Below are 17618 nucleotides of genomic sequence, written 5' to 3' on the forward strand. Positions count from 1 at the left end.
ATGGATAAAAAAATTAAAAAAAGCCTAGCACGCGTGATCACCATTATTGTTTTTTTGATAACGCTCATTTTATTATGGCAAAGTATTCATATATCGGCATTAAATCCCCTTAGTGAAGATGCCATCATTGATGCAAATAAAATTAATATCTCAGCCTCGGTGCCTGGACGCATTGCTGCTGTTTATGTCAAAGAAAATAGTAAAGTCAAAAAAGGCGATTTACTGTTTACACTTGATCCCACAATGTACGCACTCAGGGTAGAGCAAGCAAAAGAGCAACTACAGATTGCACAAGCGACATTAAGCAATAAGCAACGTATTATTATTGCGGAAACATCCAATTCAGAAGTGGCACAAGAGCAAATAAAACGTGCGCAGGTCAATTTATCATTAGCCACACAATCATTAAATCGATTAGAACCTCTATTAGCAAAAGGCTTTGTCACAGCACAACAAGTCGATGATGCTCGGACGTTAAAACATGATGCTGAAGTGACATTAAAACAAGCACAGAAACAGAATGTGGCATCTGAAGCACTTATTAATAATACCGATTCAGAAGAAGCATTAGTCAAATCATTAAAAACATCGCTTGCCATGGCAGAGTGGGAGTTAAGTAATACTGAAGTAAGGGCGCCAAGTAATGGATATATCGCCGGAGTCGTTTTATCTCCCGGTGAATTTATTTTATCAGGGCAATCTGTTTTTACCTTAATTGACTCTGATACTTGGTTTGCTTCGGCCTATTTTAAAGAGACAGATTTAAATAATATAAAAATTGGTAGCTGTGTGGTGATTTACTCCATGATTGATAATCAACACCCCATTAAAGGTAAAGTTGAAGGAATTAGTCGGGGAGTCATGTCGACAGATCTGATTAATATTCCAAGAGACTTACCTTATGTACCTAAATCATTAAATTGGGTTCGGGTTGAGCAGCGTTTTCCTGTCAAAGTCATTATTACTGAACCACCAGAAGCACTCATGCGCATCGGTGCCACTGCTACTGTAAATATTGTACCTAACGATGATGACTGTTAAATCTTCGCTGATAGCAAAACAAGTCAAACAAGATTTATTACCTTTTGACTATCGATTCGCCACTACGTGGCGCATAGCGTTACTGTGTGCCTTAATGGCCGTGATCGCTATGGTTTATGAAATCCCTGAATCAGCAATCAGCTGTTATTTAATTATCTATTTGATTAAAGCGGATGCGGTACAAAATATATTACTCTCCCTTGGGGTCATTATTTTATGCTCCATTGTGGTTGGTGTGGCGTTAGTACTGTTTAATCTCACTATTCAAAATATTATTTTACGCTTCTTTTTTATGGCTTTTTTCTCAGCCATTTTTATGTATTTAGCTTCAGCAAGTAGTCTTGGTGATATAGGCAATTTAGTTGCTTTGGTGATCGCCTTTTTAATGACGCTAATTGAAGATATCCCATTTGGTGATGCTGCAACCAGAGGATTGCTTTATGCGTTATTAATGGCCGTTTCGCCGATGCTATTGGTGATTGTATTCAATTATTTTTTTGGTATTAGCCCACGGAAATTACTGCTTAATAAAATTTCAACGCGCTTTATGGCAGCCCATGATTTTTTCTTAGGGAAAAAAACTAACCAGATAACGCTGAGTGAAATACTAGGAACACAAGCAGAATGCCAACGTTATTTGATGGTTATGAAAATCCTTTATCTATTAGGTAAAGAAGATATCCAATGGTTAGAAAACATGGTTGATAACTCCTATGCAATATTAGTTATGTCAATAACAGTGGATGACAATACCCCAACATCGTTACGTTTTATGTTAGCGAAAAGATGTAAATATATTGCGGACTGTTTTGCCAATCACTCGTTAGATAACATTAAAGATAGTGTGCAACGTCTTCAGCCAATAAAGAGAATCGCTTTATTAGATAAATTTAATACTATTTTGCTAACAAAACGAACCACTAAACCCATTAAAAAAGCCACACCCTTTTTTGTAAGCGATGCATTTAGTAATCCTAATCATAAATACTTTGCGATTAAAACAACTCTTGCCGCTATTTTATGTTATTTGTTTTATGATTATTTTAAATGGCAAGGTATCCATACAGCGATGATCACTTGCTATGTGGTTGCACTCACGTCAGTGGGCGAAACGGTTCATAAACTTACACTAAGAATAATAGGGTGTCTGATTGGCGCATTAATTGGCATGATCTCACTGCTTTATATTATTCCTAATATTTCTGATATTTTTCAGTTGATGGTATTGATCTTCTTCTGTCTTTTACCGGCGGCCTGGGTTGCCGCCGGTAATGAACGTATCTCTTATGCTGGCGTACAAGTAGGATTAGCCTTTTTGCTAACGACACTACATGGCTTTAAACCGAGTTTTGATATGGATGTGGTTTCCGACCGTATTTTGGGTATTTTATTAGGCAATATCGTTATGTATGTCATTTTTACTCGAGTCTGGCCCGCGAGTATCGTCAATACAATATACAAACAGCTCGCCACGATTTTAGATGACTATACAAAGTTAAGATGCTCTGCCTATAAAAGTGAGTGCTTAGATTTAGTCGCCTCTATTAATGAGACTATTGCACAATCTAAAGATAATATTGATTTACTGCTGTTTGAGAGAAAAGATAAAGAAAGAAACAAAGTACTCACCTTGTTTTTTAAACAGTCATTAAGCAAGATTTCTTACATCAGTCGCCATAGTTATGCTGATAGGTTTATTTTTGATGATAATGGAGAGTATTCCGATACACTGCCTTTATCTCCAGATGATTTTAAAAAAAATGTCTTAACTGAAGAAATAAAAATGTTGCCTATCAATGAAAGAGAACAAGTATTTAAACAGTTAATAAGAGAAAATAGATGATGATAAAATCGGCCATTAATCATAAAAAATATATTCTATCATCGTGGTTAAGTTTATTACTTGTTGGATGTATTGATACTAGCGATTATGGGAAATACTCAGCACAACAACCGATGCCTTATAATAATACAAACTATATGGCAGCCTCTGAACAATACCTCGCCACACCTCAGCAAGAGCAAACCACTAAAACGAGCTATGGATTGGCAGAGCTTATCGATCTTGGTCAGCAAAATAATCCTGAAACACGGATTGCTTGGTTATTAGCGAAAAAATCAGCCACCGATATTGGTATGGTAGAAAGCACTTATTTGCCGATTATTACCGCAACGGCATTGGCAGGCTATCAAAGAGGAAAAGTAGATTTACCCGCCAATCCAATTGTTGATGATATTAAAACATCAAACAGTGCTTTTATTCCAGCGTTAACCTTTAGATGGCTTATTTTTGACTTCGGCAAACGAGGAGCTTTAGCCGATGCCGCTAAACATGCTTCTTTGGCAACAAACCTTAATTTTAATCTGATGCATCAAAAAATAATTCATGATGTTTCTGTTGCCTATTTTAGTTATGGTGCGGCCCTTAAAAAAGTCACTCTAACCCAAGAGGCACTGCAAAGAAGCAAAGATATTTTATATGCCATAGAACAAAAACGTGCGCGGGGATTAGCAACCGTATTAGATGTTGCTTTAGCCAAACAACAAGTTGCCCAAGTAGAATTACAACATGTATTAGCTAAAGGCCATGAAAAAGATCAGTATCAGTTATTACTGTCTGCAATAGGTGTCTCTCCCTTTGAAAAGATAAAAGTGAATTATGATAATGACGCGCACTTACCTGATGATATTTCCCCATTGACTCACGATGTGATAAAAAAAGCGTTATCACAACGCCCTGATATTTTAGCTCACTATGAATTAGAGCAAGCGGCATTAAAAACGGCACGCTCTGTTGAATCTGACTATTTACCTAAAGTGTATCTCGCCGGTGCTCTTGCTGGTGGTTCGGGGCATTTTGATGTTCAGGGGTTACCTGAAATTAGCCAACGAACTTCATCGTCGAATATTTTAATTGGCGTGAGTATTCCCTTATATGAAGGGGGCATGCGTCAGTCGCGAATGAGCAATGCTCAATCAGATATCCAATTAGCACAAGAAAATTTGCGCAAAAGCCAAGATACGGCAATCAAAGAGATCTCTCTCAGTGAGAATGCATTAAGATCGGCCCTTGAAGCGAACAAAGCAGCTAAAAATCTCGTTGATACCGCACAATTAAGTTATACCGCCAGTGTCGATTTTTTTAACAATGGACTAGGTACAGTAACGGAGATTAATACTGCAGAAATTGCACTATTAAATGCGCAACTCTCACATATAGATGCTTATACAGGCTCATTAATTGCCGCAGTAGATTTAGCCTTTGCTTTAGGGGATATTGATCAGGGCTTACCTAATATACACCTTGATAAATAGAGATAATCACCTTATAAAAAGGGCTGCCTATCAAATAACAGTGCAATAGAGACGTTTGTGATCTTTGAAATCGCCAGAACAATAATACATTATGGTTTACATTTTTTAGCGCCAATAGCACTCGCTTATCTATTTTGGGGTAAAAACTGGCGACTTGCTGCGCTTCTTATGATAAGTACGATGGCAATAGACATTGACCATTTGTTTGCAACGCCAATCTTTGATCCCAATCGTTGCAGTGTTGGTTTTCATCCATTGCATACTCTATGGGCTGCCATTGTCTATATCGTTTTATGGTTTATTCCTTCTTGGAAATGGAAAGCCATTGCCGTTGGGTGCTTATTTCATCTATTAACCGATTCTGTTGATTGTTATTTAGGTGGCTTAAAACCCAATATGGCGATAACAATAAGCTGTAATAAACTTTATTCGCCAGAAACGCCATTCGAATATTAAAAGATAAAACACCACAATCTGGTAGTAATTACAATAAGCTTGATGTAGAGTGCTCAGTCTTTTTTTTAACGAAGTCTAGCTGGGAGGCGATATGTTTATTGGCTTTGACTATGGAACATCAAATTGTTCTGTGGCAATAATGAAAGAGGGGAAACCAACGCTATTACCTTTAGAAGGTGAGAATGTTTATATTCCATCTACTCTTTGTGCGCCAACCCGTGAATCTGTTTCCGAACATTTATTTCGCCACTTAAATATTAAACCTACCAACTCTATTGGCGAACAACTATTAAGAAAATCAATCGCGTTTAATCGTGATGAAGATATTGAATTAGTGCCTGAGGATATCGTTTTCGGTCAGGCGGCATTAAGTTTGTATCTAAAAGATCCCCGTGATGTTTATTACGTCAAATCGCCTAAATCTTTTCTTGGTGCCTCAGGCTTACATGAGATACAAATCAGCTTTTTTGAAGATTTAGTGTGCGCCATGATGGCCAATATAAAACAACAAGCGGAAAAAAGCACTCAAGCAACCATTACTGATGCCATGATTGGTAAACCTATTAACTTTAATGGGTTAGGGGGAGTGGCTGCCAATAAGCAAGCCGAGCGTATTTTAATTAATGCAGCTAAACGAGCCGGCTTTAAACAGGTTTTATTTGAATTTGAACCGGTAGCCGCAGGTTTAGAATATGAATCCACATTAACCAAAGACCAAACAGTCTTGGTAGTTGATATTGGTGGCGGTACAACGGACTGCTCATTGATTCAAATGGGCCCTAGCTATCGGGGTAAAACCGATCGTGCCAGTACACTATTAGCGCATAGTGGACAACGTGTGGGTGGTAATGATCTTGATATCTACCTAGCTTTTAAACAGCTAATGCCTTTATTTGGCATGACAGGGCTAACTTCATCGGGCATAAAATTGCCGTTAAAACAATTTTGGGATCCTATTGCTATCAATAATGTTGAAGCACAAAAAGATTTTTATTCTCAACAAAACTTAGCGGCATTAAATCAACTACGTCGTGATGCCCAAGAGCCAGAAAAGATAAAACGCTTAATTGAAGTCTATAATGAAACACTAGGATATGGCATTGTCCGCAAAGCGGAAGAGGCAAAAATGGCATTATCAGATTGCCATACCTATTTAGCCAGCATCGCGTTATTAAGTGAAACATTAGAAACCAATATCACACGCCAGCAAATGGTTGAAGCCATTGGATCCCCTAAAGATAAAATGATTGATTTGGTTAATGATGCCGTACAACAAGGGGGCGTAGTACCTGATGTGGTGTTTATGACGGGAGGCTCTGCGCGTTCACCGATTTTATGTCAAGCTATCGAGCAACAGTTACCTAATGTGCCTATTGTAAAAGGTAATGATTTCGGCTCAGTAACCGCAGGATTAGCCCGTTGGGGTGAAGTTTGTTTTAAATAGGCGGTTTTAAATCGCTCTATTTTTAAATATATTAGACTCAGCATGTGGTGTTTATTTGATAATTTGTCAATTAAAGGCCATATGCTTTTCTTTTATCTATAATAGACAGACCAAACACAACATAAATAGGAGTACACGTGTACCGCTTCCAAAATGATTATAATGAAATTGCACATCCTGCGGTCATGAAGGCAATTACAGATACAGTAGGTCAACGTTATGATGGTTATGGTATGGATACCCTTTGTCATCAAGCTAAAGAATTAATCAAACAGCGAATTAAACAACCCGAAGCGCAGATCCATTTTTTTAATGGTGGCACTATCACTAATTTAACCGCTATTTCTCACTTTTTACGCCCACATCAAGCAGTAATTTCTGTCAGCACCGGGCATATTGCGACTCATGAGACGGGAGCGATTGAGGCAACAGGCCATAAAGTGATCACCACTTTTTCTGCTGATGGTAAATTGACCCCAGATTTATTGAAGCCGATCCTCGCTGAACATAACGATGAACATTGGGTGCAACCTAAACTTGTTTATATAACCAATGCCACTGAAATTGGTACGGTATATCGTAAAGCCGAATTACAAGCGTTACGCGAATTTTGTGATGCACATAATTTATGGTTATATCTTGATGGTGCACGTTTAGCGACAGGGTTGATGTCTGATAACAGCGATCTAACGATTGAAGATATCGCACACTTAACTGATGCTTTCTATATTGGCGGCACAAAAATTGGTGCTATGTCAGCAGAAGCATTAGTGATTTGTCATCCTGCATTAAATTCTGATTTTCGCTTTAGCTTAAAACAAAAGGGCGGATTACAGGCAAAAGGTTGGTTATTAGGGGCACAATTCGCGGCATTATTTAGCGACGATCTCTACTTTAAATTAGGTAAACATCTCAATGAGATGGCCTCACAATTAGCCGCATTCTTTACTGAGCATGGTTTTGATTTTTTAGCACCACCAGAATCTAACCAAGTGTTTGTCATTTTACCTAATGATATTGCAGAAAAGCTAACGCAGCAGTTTGTTTTTCATCGCATATTACTTGACGATCCACAGCTAAGCTGTTTGCGCCTTTGTACTTCTTGGGCAACAACACAACAAGATATTGATGATTTTAAAGTTAAATTTCTTAAACTTATTTAATCGGTCTATCTGTTAGTTTAATCCTTCACTTTATGGTATTACGCGTGTAATAAGCGCGTAATATCTATCTCGATCGCGTTTTACTATCAAAAAAGGCAATTGATTGATTGTGAGTCGTTGAAATAATGTTATATTAAAGACTCCTTTCTCAATACAGGGTGTGATTGTATGAAAAAGCTGACTCTTCAAGAGATGACAGATGCCCAACAGATGCGCGTTAGAACCAGAATCGGTCAAGAGAGAAAGAAATTGGGGCGTGAATTAACTAACGCCGAAATGAATAAAGTGAAAGATGCTATTATTACCGAAATCTCCCTCGAAGTAGAAAAAGCCAGCAAAAAAGCCCTTTCCCAGAAGAAAAAACAGAAATTAGTCTCTAGTGATGAAACCTATAGTTGGTCTGCCCAAAACCATCGTCGCGGGTATCGTTAGCAATAGCTATTATATTAGCCCTAATATATCAATATATTTATTAGGGCTAATAGTTATATTTTATGAAAGGTATCAGAATAATATATTTGTAGGGCAGGTTATATCTTCTAGTAATAAGTCACCTTCAATTACCTTACTATATAATATCGTTATTTTAACTTATCATACCGTAGAAAATTCCATATAATAGAATAAAAGCTGAAACTTATCCATATAGATAGACAAATTCCTAAAATAATGAATTTCTCTAGTGCTAAGTATTACCATTCCTATAAAATTAAGCACTAGTTGGTAAATAAAAAAAGAAAAGGCAATTTAATATCTCCTTATTCATTATTTATTGATTAGAATTTTATATATGACTTTCGACATTTTTTTATCATTAGCCATATTTTCATTTGTTACTTCAATTACACCAGGCCCGAATAATATTATGCTTCTGGCATCAGGTATTAACTTTGGCTTAAAGCGTACAATGCCTCATGCTATCGGTGTGTCTCTCGGTTTTTTTGTGATGTTATTGGCTGTGGGGATAGGCATTGGAGCACTTATTAAATCATCGCCCATTATTTACAATATATTAAAATATCTCGGAGCACTGTATTTATTGTGGTTAGCTTGGAAAACGGCAATTAGTCATTCTGTTGAGCAAAATAGTAATAAACAAGGCTCACCGTTAACCTTGTTAGAGGCTGCATTATTTCAATGGATTAATCCTAAATCATGGATGATGGCGATTTCAGGGATAACATTATATACCTCACCACAATATCCTTATATTTCAATGTTGTTAGTTGCTATTATTTTCACATTAATTAATTTTCCTTGTGTTGCTATATGGGCCACTTTTGGTCATAGCTTACGAGAGCGATTAAAAAATCCCAAAATATTAAGGCTATTTAATTTTATTATGGGTGGTTTATTAGCATTAAGTGCTATTTCTGTATTATTCCAATAAATAGAAAAGGGCAAGTATCATCTCGCCCTTTGTATAATCCTGATGTTAACGCAATATTGTTTTATATTTTCATTGTTTCAATAAGTGTGTAGAGCTTTTTAAAGGCATTATATTTATCTTGATATGCCTTATGTTTTTCTAAATTGGGAACATGACGTGTTTCAAGTTTTGGCTGAGAAAGAATAATTTGCGATAAATGAGCCGGATTTATCGCTAATTGCGCCAGTCTAGCAGCTCCCAGTGCAGGACCAACATCACCACCTTGACGATAATCCAAGGTTTTTCCTGTAATATCAGCTAGTAATTGTCGCCAATATTCACTTCTTGCCCCTCCACCAATTAACGTTATGTTGTCTGCGTGTTGTCCAGCCTTATCCGCCACTTCAATTCCTTGCCTCAACGCAAAACTGACACCTTCTAACACCGCTCGACATAAATCCGCACGCTGATGTTGGTGAGTTAACCCCCAAAATACGCCTTTGGCATCCGCATTGTTATAAGGTGTCCGTTCACCAGAAAGATAAGGCAAAAAGAGCAGGGAACTATCAGAATGTGCATGCTGTTCTATTTCTTTAAACATTGCACCAACATCACTGATCCCCGTTAATTGGCATACCCAATCTAGACAAGAAGCCGCACTTAATATTACCGACATTAAGTGCCAAGTTTGTGGCAATGCATGGCAAAAACTATGTACCGCATTGTCACTGTTTTGGAGAAACTTTTCACTGACAACAAAATAGACACCGGATGTGCCCAAAGAGAGCATCCCTTGACCCGGTTGATATACTCCTACACCAATTGCACCCGCTGCATTATCACCACCACCCGCTATAATCGGCACTTGTTTCATTTGCCATTTTTTAGCAATTTCTGGCAGTAAGTAACCCGTTATCTGGTTACCTTCAAATAAGGCCGGCATTTGACATCGAGAAAGCCCCGTTGCCGCTAATAATTCATCACTCCAATCGCGTTTTTGCATATCCAACCACAGTGTACCCGCCGCATCCGACATATCACTGGCAAAATTACCACTCATTTTCCAACGTAGAAAATCTTTTGGTAATAGCACATGAGCAATCTGACAAAAGATCTCCGCTTCGTTTTCTGCGACCCATTGCAATTTAGGCGCTGTAAACCCAGGCATAACTAAATTGCCCGTGATTTCTTTAAATTGAGGATATTGCTTTGCCAGTCGTAAACACTGTTTAACACTGCGACCATCGTTCCATAAAATAGCAGGGCGTAATATATTTTGCTGCGCATCAAGTAATACCGCGCCATGCATTTGACCACTGAGACCAATGGCTTGGATCTGTTCCATAGGTTGAGTACGACTCAGTTGTTTTATCGCTTCATCAGTTGCCTGCCACCATGCTTGTGGATCTTGCTCTGACCATTGAGGATGAGGGCGTGAGAGAGTTAAAGGTATAGAATGACTGGCAACGACATCACCTTGCTCATTCATGATGATCGCTTTAACACTTGATGTGCCTAAGTCTAGCCCTAAATACATGACGTTTTACCCCATGATCTTATGTTAATTTAATCAATAAACACAGCGCTACTCTGCTGTGTTTATCTTTTTATACCCTTAACCAAAAATATAACGATTCACTAAACTCTCTAGCATCTCTTGACGCCCGCTTTGTAAGCGGGGCGCTAAGGTATTGCTTTGTGCATATTTTGCCACTTCTTCAAGACTTAATTTACCTTGTAGGATATTTTGGCCAAGTTCAGCACTCCATCCCGCATAACGTTGAGCAATAAATTTATCAAGTCCACCGTCTTGGATCATTCTTGCTGCAATACGTAATGCCATTGCCATGGTGTCCATTCCCGATATATGCCCATAGAAAAGATCGTATTTATCATTACTTTGACGACGTACTTTGGCATCAAAGTTTAATCCACCAGTCGTAAAACCACCGGATTTGAGAATTTCATACATAACTAATGCATTTTCTTCTACACTATTGGGGAATTGGTCTGTGTCCCAACCTAATTGTGGATCACCTCGGTTAGCATCGACTGAGCCTAAAATACCTAATGCAATAGCTGTGGCGATTTCATGATGGAAACTATGACCCGCTAAAGTTGCATGGTTAGCTTCTATGTTCACTTTAACTTCTTTTTCTAAACCAAATTGTTTTAAGAAACCATAAACTGTCGCAGTATCATAATCATATTGATGCTTAGTTGGCTCTTGTGGCTTCGGCTCGATGAGCAGTGTACCTTGGAATCCAATTTTATGTTTATGCTCAACAACCATCTGCATAAAACGACCAATTTGTTCCCGCTCTTGGCGTAAATCTGTATTTAATAATGTTTCGTAACCTTCGCGGCCTCCCCATAACACATAGTTTTCACCTCCCAGCGTTTTTGTTGCTTTCATCGCTTCACAAACTTGAGTTGCCGCCCAAGCAAATACTTCTGGATCAGGATTTGTTGCAGCACCAGCTCCGTAACGAGGATGAGTAAAACAATTTGCAGTTCCCCATAATAATTTAACGCCCGTTTCTTGCTGTTTTTGCGCTAATACCTCAGTTATTGCTGCCATATTGGTGATATATTCATTAATGCTATTTCCTTCAGAGATAACATCAACATCATGAAAACAGTAAAAAGGTACATTGAGTTTATGGAAAAATTCAAAAGCAACATCCGCTTTACGCTTTGCTTGTTCTAGTGCTTCTCCCGGTGTCTGCCAAGGTCTATCAAACGTACCAATACCAAACATATCCGAACCATTCCAGCAGAAGTTATGCCAATAGCAGGCAGCAAATCGCAGATGATCTTCCATTCTTTTCCCTAAAATAATTTCATCTGGATTATAGTAGCGAAAAGCGAGAGGGTTATCGCTGGTGGTACCTTCATATTGAATTTGTTCAATTTTATCAAAGTAAGACATGGAACCGTCCTTATTTAGTATCAAGTTGTAATTCTGAATGTGATCCAAGCTCAGCAGTCATTTCTTCCTGCTCTTCTGGTGTTAATTTAGCAATGCCAAAACCGGTGAAACCCCATAACATGGCAAAGAAGATGCCACTCCAGCACAATACAGCCCAAGGCAAATAACTTAGGGTTGCAACACCTAATGTACCCGCCATATAAGCGCCGGCAGCAGTCCAAGGTAAGATAGGCTCAAAAATAGTGGCGGAATCTTCAACAGTACGAGCAAGGTTTTTAGGGTGTAAACCGCGTTCAATATACGCACCACGTAACATTTCGATAGGAATAAGAATAGAGATTTGTCCATTGCAAGTAACACCAATCATGGTCAGTCCACAAGCAATAGTCGCTAAGATCATCGATCCTGTTGAATGCACCATTTTTAGCAGTGCATGAACGATCACTTCTAATGCACCGCTTAAAGATAGAGTCCCCGCAAAGGAGAGTGCGCAGAAACAGATAAGTAGGGTGCTCATCATGGAGTTCATACCACCACGATTTAATAAATTACCTAATAATTCAGGTACTTCTTTACCTTGGATCATGGAGACATTAAAGCCATCAACGGCACTTTTTACGATATCATGTAAGCCAAATCCTTGAATAAGATAAGCATTCAACATCGCAATAGCGGCAGAGGCCAGCATAACTGGAATAGTCGGTTTTTTCGTGACCGAACCATATAAAATGACTAATACAGGAATAAGCAGGATCAAGTTAAAGTGGTAAATATTCTCCAACCCATTGGTAATTAAGGTGACTTTTTCAGGCACTCCTTGTCCTGCTAAATCGCCATTCATACCATAGACAGTCATGATAATCGCTGTGAGGATCAAGGAAGGTAATGTGGTATAAAGCAGGTGACAGATATGTTGATAAAGATCTATTCTGGCCGCCATTGCAGCGAGGTTAGTATCCCCTGATAGTGGTGAGAGTTTGTCACCAAAGTAAGCACCAGCAACAACGGCACCCGCAGTTGCTGCAAGATTAGCCTCCATACCAACAGCTACGCCCATAAAAGCGACGCCAATAGTGCCCGCCGAGCCCCATGAAGTGCCAGTACAAACTGATACTAATGATGTCACTAGCAGTGCCGTAACATATAGCATTTCAGGACTGATCATCTTTAATCCATAATAGATCATCAATGGAATGGTTCCTCCCACCATCCATGTCCCGATTAATAAACCAACGCTAATTAAGATCAGCAAAGCCGGCATCGTTTTGGCGATTTTTTGTGAGATAGCCGTTAAGATTTCGTCGTAACGATAGCCTAATCGTTTAACTAATAATGCCGCGACGACGGTTGATAACACCATTAGTGGTTCGGGAGGTAAATCAAAAGCGGCGTAACCTCCGCCTAATAGCACCACCATTGTAAATATAGGAAACAGTGACTCGAGAAGTGTAGGGGTTCTCGGATTATTTATCGTTTGCGTTTTCATTGTAATTTATTCCAAACTGGCGTGAGGTGAGGTACGAATAAGCCGAGTAAAAACGGTTTCTAATATTGAACGAGGTGTAGCAACATTAATGCGGAAAAAACCATCCCCAGCCGCACCAAAACCGCTCCCCCAACTCATTTCTACTTCGGCTAATGAAACAAACCAATGCTTTAATTGTTGTTCGGTTAACTGCATTTTTTGATAATTGATCCATAGCATGTAGGTGCCATGGCTTTGAGTGATAACCCAATCAGGAAAATAACGTGCACATTGCTCTTTTACCCACTGCCTGTTTTCAGCAAGGTAATATTTAAGCTCCTTGATCCATTGTTGACCTTGTAAGGTATAAGCTTGTAAGAAAGCAGGGACAGAGAAGTAACCAGGATTATGAATACCTGCGGCAATTAAGCATTGTTTAAATTTCTCACGATATTCTGGATTAGCAATCACAATATTGGCTATTTCAAGCCCCGCTAAATTGAAGGTTTTAGCCGGTGATGTGCAAATAAAAGAGTGTTGTTCTACATAGCTACTTAAAGTTGATATAGGTCGATAAATGGCATTATCAAAAACGAAATCAGCATGAACGTCATCAGAAATAATAAAAACTTTATATTTTTCAGCAAGTTTAGCAATTTTTAATAAATCAGCTTGTTGCCATACTGTTCCGGTTGGATTATGGGGAGAGAGCAATATAAAACAGACAGATTGTTTAAATTTATCTTCTAAATCGTCAAAATCTATTTCATAGCGCCCATTATGATAAATTAAGGGGCTTTCTAGTAGCTGGCGATGATTTACACAAACTGTATTGCTAATAGGATGATAAGCAGGTGACAAGGTTGTCACTTTATCGCCAATTTGAGTAAAATTTTGAATATAGAGAGAGACGGCTTGGATAATGCGAGGGCAAAACACCACAGATTCAGGTGTAACATGCCAAGCATATTGAGATTTAAACCAATTTACCGCAACATTATTCCAATCAGAACTAAGATCGGTATAGCCATAAATACCGGTTAAATTAAACTGACTGAGTTTATTAATAATAAAATCTGGTGCAGAAATATCCATATCGGCAACCGATAATGGAATAACATTGGCGTTACTGTTGCACCATTTAGCACTGTAGGTATTTTGCCTAGAAATTAATTTATTAAAGTTATTCTGATTCATGAAAATCCCCTCGGCAATGTGGTTTAACAACAAAATACTCGTTGTACTTACTCTTGGTTATTCCTATTTTTTACTTTGCTATTACGAAATCTGACTTGTGTGATAGTAATCACATAGCCACGAAGGAGAATGCTGACAAATACAAAGCTGTGGTTTAATGGCCAACATGGAAGAGTGGGTGATCTAATATGAAAAAAGATAAATACTTTCGTATCGTGCTGTTATTCAACGCTAATAAAGTCTATGACCGACAAGTTGTTGAAGGGGTAGGTGAATACTTGCAGGCGTCACAGTGCCATTGGGATGTATTTATTGAAGAAGATTTCCGCACCCGTCTTGATAATATTAATCATTGGGTTTGTGACGGCATTATTGCAGACTTTGACGATCCCATTATTACTCAACATTTGAGCCAATCACCCTTATCTGTTATTGGTGTCGGTGGCTCTTATCATCAAGCAAAAGATTATCCTTCTGTGCCGTATATTGCTACTGATAATTACCAATTGATTCATCAAGCTTTTTTACATTTAAAGCAAAAAGGGCTTAAACATTTTGCTTTTTATGGATTACCGGCAAAAAACTACCCGCATTGGTCTAATGAGAGAGAATATGCATTCCGGCAATTAGTTACTCGCGAAAAATACCCTGGCATCATTTATAACGGTATGGATATCACACAAGAGAATTGGCAACATGCACAGAATCGTTTATCTGACTGGATACAAACGTTACCACCACAAACTGGCATTATTGCCGTCACCGATGCCAGAGCGCGTCATTTACTGCAAGTCTGTGATAACTTAAATATTAATGTGCCTGAAGAAATCAGTATTATAGGCATTGATGATGAAGATATGACACGTTATTTATCACGTATAGCGTTATCTTCTGTAGTACAAGGTTCACGACAAATGGGATATTTAGCCGCGAAGCTTCTGCATCAAATATTAGAAGGGCATCCAACCGAACAACTACCAAGAATATTAGTTCCTCCAGTAAAAATCATTGAACGTCGCTCAACAGACTTTCATTCATTTAGTGATCCTACTGTTGTACAAGCAATGCACTATATTTATTACAATGCTTGTAAAGGAATAAAAACTGAGCAAGTGTTAGACGCTGTAAATATGTCGCGTTCTAATTTAGAACAGCGTTTTAAGAAAGAAGTAGGGAAGACTATCCATGCCGTGATTTATGAAGAGAAGCTGAAAAGGGCGAAAAACTTATTAGCCACAACAACATTATCAATACAAGAGATTTCTTTGATGTGTGGCTATCCGTCGTTACAATATTTTTACTCTATTTTTAAAAAAGAGTTTGGCATGACACCAAAGGATTTTAGAGATGAGAATTAATAAAAATAACAATTATTTTTTATAGCGACTATTTGCCCAAGGATCACTTTCAGAATAATTGATTGTATCATCAAGGTTTTCTTCAACAAGATTTAGATATAGTGCTTCTACCTCAGAGCGCGCCCAAGGAGTTCTGCGCAAAAATTTCAAACTCGACTTTACACTTGGCTCGTTTCTAAAACAGTTAATTTTGATTAGTTGGCTTAATTTAACCCAACCATATTTAGCCACTAATGCATTAACTTGCATTTCAAGCGTGATACCGTGTAGTGGATCTTTAGAACGAGCTTCTGTCATGGTTTACTCAAATAGGTTGATAATAAAGCGTAGCAGAGTACAAGAAAGTAACACAAGAGACAACCAAAGTATAAAGCCATCTATATTGTTATTATGGTTAAAAATCATAAATTACAATCCATAAATCATTAAAAGAAAGCATCCATAAAGTTATTGGTTATTACATGCCATTTAACATAATATACATTATGCGAACAATGGTAGGTAAATACGGATAGCCGCTGAAATCTCTGTTTTTGGCTGATTGATTATGTTGGTTGGATCCAATGTTTTTTTGTCTTTTTATCAGATACTACTTTAGAAAGGATTTTAATAAAGCCTTTTTAGATGTTTATACCGTCAGTTAAATTGATGCCCGTGACGCTATCATAAGAATCAAAGACATCTATCCAATAATAATTCTTAATATTTTTATTTATTATTTCAAACTTCTACCGTTGATATTGCTCTTTGCTGTAACTATAAATCTAACCGTAAAATAGCCTTTAGTTTGTTCAATATATTTGTGATCGTTTATCACTTCAATACTGCATAAATCCCCCTCCACAAATAATTTTCTGTAGAGGTAATCATTTACCGCACCCTTTCAGACATCACATTAAAAGCTGATCCAATGCGTATTATTGAAAATATTTGCTATAAATTTCATAGTGTCGCAAGGCAATTACAATCAAGACATAGCGATAGATCTACTCTTGAGATTGAAGATGAATATGATGTTCAGGATTTATTACATGCTTTATTAAAATTACATTTTGATGATATTAGAGAAGAGGAATATACACCAAGTTACGCGGGTTCATCATCAAGGGTTGATTTTTTATTAAAGGATGAAAATATTATTATTGAGGTCAAAAAAACAAGAAAAAATTTAAAGGCAAAAGAGGTCGGTGAACAATTAATAATAGATAAAGCCCACTACACTGCACACCCCAACTGCAAATCATTGATTTGCTTTGTTTATGACCCTGATGCAAGAATATCCAATCCCAATGGGGTTGTTCAAGCATGACAAAACGCGATCGTAATACAGCAATTGGTGCCGGTGCTGGTGCCATAGGTGGTGCAATTTTAACAGATGGTAGTCCATTAGGAACTATTGGCGGCGGTGTATTAGGTGGTGTTATTGGCCATCAAGTTGGCAAAAAATAACTATTACCGTTATTTACTATGCTAAACTGAGCTTATAAATTTTTATAAGCTCAGATTCGAGCAATAACCTATATAGTAGTCATAGTTACGGGTAAATGATGGTAAGAACGGCTCTATTGAAAATTAAAAATTTGATTATTTGTCTTTATCATCAGTTTAGCGATCTGCTCCATATCGCGGTGACTTTTGTACTCTGTTATTTTTGCTTTCTTTTATCTCCCACACTTACCATTGCCGTTATAGGCGTCGTGATTATTGTTGTAACCATGTTTTTATTAAGCCTATTTGTTTTGCCCTAGCTTTTTTATGACACCTCTATATTAAACCTTCTCTACTGTGACACTAAATAAACCCCCCCCTTTCAACCCACTTTGATCAGTAGTGAAAAACGTATAACTCAGTGATGATTAAAGTTAAAAATCTTTTACA

The 17618-nt window shown here is 37.8% G+C and carries 15 protein-coding genes and 1 pseudogene; 11 read left to right on the top strand and 5 right to left on the bottom strand.

The window, feature by feature from the left end:
- The 8 genes from mdtN to GWI58_RS10665 all read left to right on the top strand — a co-directional run bounded on the left by mdtN (position 1) and on the right by GWI58_RS10665 (position 8809).
- On the top strand, positions 1-1041 hold the full coding sequence (gene mdtN / locus GWI58_RS10630) for a multidrug transporter subunit MdtN (RefSeq protein ID WP_004242957.1): 1041 nt from the start codon (positions 1-3) through the stop codon (positions 1039-1041).
- Positions 1028-2884, top strand: coding sequence for an FUSC family protein (locus GWI58_RS10635; protein ID WP_161769161.1), 1857 nt, complete (start codon positions 1028-1030; stop codon positions 2882-2884). The genes mdtN and GWI58_RS10635 overlap by 14 nt, the downstream gene beginning before the upstream one ends.
- Complete coding sequence (locus tag GWI58_RS10640) at positions 2881-4356, top strand: TolC family protein (protein ID WP_161769162.1); 1476 nt, start codon at positions 2881-2883, stop codon at positions 4354-4356. The genes GWI58_RS10635 and GWI58_RS10640 overlap by 4 nt, the downstream gene beginning before the upstream one ends.
- Before the next feature lie 57 nt (positions 4357-4413).
- On the top strand, positions 4414-4812 hold the full coding sequence (locus tag GWI58_RS10645; protein ID WP_161769163.1) for a DUF6122 family protein: 399 nt from the start codon (positions 4414-4416) through the stop codon (positions 4810-4812).
- A 91-nt stretch (positions 4813-4903) separates the two neighbouring features.
- Complete coding sequence (yegD, locus tag GWI58_RS10650; RefSeq protein WP_161769164.1) at positions 4904-6256, top strand: molecular chaperone; 1353 nt, start codon at positions 4904-4906, stop codon at positions 6254-6256.
- Between the two features lie 137 nt (positions 6257-6393).
- Positions 6394-7419 (top strand): threonine aldolase family protein, encoded by a 1026-nt coding sequence (locus GWI58_RS10655; protein WP_004242965.1) that lies wholly within the window; start codon positions 6394-6396, stop codon positions 7417-7419.
- A 168-nt stretch (positions 7420-7587) separates the two neighbouring features.
- A complete protein-coding gene (locus GWI58_RS10660) occupies positions 7588-7851 on the top strand; it encodes a DUF3811 domain-containing protein (RefSeq protein WP_004242966.1) in 264 nt (87 codons plus the stop codon).
- A gap of 358 nt (positions 7852-8209) precedes the next feature.
- Positions 8210-8809, top strand: coding sequence for a LysE family translocator (locus GWI58_RS10665; protein WP_012367932.1), 600 nt, complete (start codon positions 8210-8212; stop codon positions 8807-8809).
- Between the two features lie 61 nt (positions 8810-8870).
- On the opposite strand, the gene xylB is transcribed toward GWI58_RS10665, so the two are convergent.
- The 4 genes from xylB to GWI58_RS10685 form a co-directional block, all read right to left on the bottom strand.
- A complete protein-coding gene (gene xylB, locus GWI58_RS10670) occupies positions 8871-10325 on the bottom strand; it encodes a xylulokinase (protein ID WP_161769165.1) in 1455 nt (484 codons plus the stop codon).
- Between the two features lie 78 nt (positions 10326-10403).
- Positions 10404-11720, bottom strand: a complete 1317-nt coding sequence (gene xylA, locus GWI58_RS10675) for a xylose isomerase (protein ID WP_012367934.1) — start codon at positions 11718-11720, stop codon at positions 10404-10406.
- A 10-nt stretch (positions 11721-11730) separates the two neighbouring features.
- Entirely contained in the window at positions 11731-13206 is a 1476-nt protein-coding gene (nhaC, locus tag GWI58_RS10680; protein ID WP_004242972.1) for a Na+/H+ antiporter NhaC, read from the bottom strand.
- A 6-nt stretch (positions 13207-13212) separates the two neighbouring features.
- Positions 13213-14382, bottom strand: a complete 1170-nt coding sequence (locus tag GWI58_RS10685; RefSeq protein ID WP_110229218.1) for a MalY/PatB family protein — start codon at positions 14380-14382, stop codon at positions 13213-13215.
- Positions 14383-14570: 188 nt separating this feature from the next.
- On the opposite strand from GWI58_RS10685, the gene GWI58_RS10690 reads away from it, so the two are divergent.
- The gene (locus GWI58_RS10690) at positions 14571-15740 is read left to right on the top strand and encodes a XylR family transcriptional regulator (protein WP_004242974.1); all 1170 of its coding nucleotides are present in this window, start codon (positions 14571-14573) and stop codon (positions 15738-15740) included.
- A gap of 12 nt (positions 15741-15752) precedes the next feature.
- Here GWI58_RS10690 and GWI58_RS10695 read toward each other — a convergent pair whose 3' ends face one another.
- The gene (locus GWI58_RS10695) at positions 15753-16037 is read right to left on the bottom strand and encodes a VF530 family DNA-binding protein (RefSeq protein ID WP_004242975.1); all 285 of its coding nucleotides are present in this window, start codon (positions 16035-16037) and stop codon (positions 15753-15755) included.
- Positions 16038-16650: 613 nt separating this feature from the next.
- Here GWI58_RS10695 and GWI58_RS10700 point away from each other — a divergent pair.
- Positions 16651-17049, top strand: a complete 399-nt coding sequence (locus GWI58_RS10700) for a hypothetical protein (protein WP_161769166.1) — start codon at positions 16651-16653, stop codon at positions 17047-17049.
- Positions 17037-17189, top strand: a pseudogene (locus GWI58_RS10705) (glycine zipper 2TM domain-containing protein); the annotation flags it as partial. The gene GWI58_RS10700 and the pseudogene GWI58_RS10705, both read left to right, overlap by 13 nt.
- Positions 17190-17618: the final 429 nt, after the last annotated feature.

Source organism: Proteus sp. G2674 (assembly GCF_009915195.1).
GTDB lineage: Bacteria > Pseudomonadota > Gammaproteobacteria > Enterobacterales > Enterobacteriaceae > Proteus > Proteus mirabilis.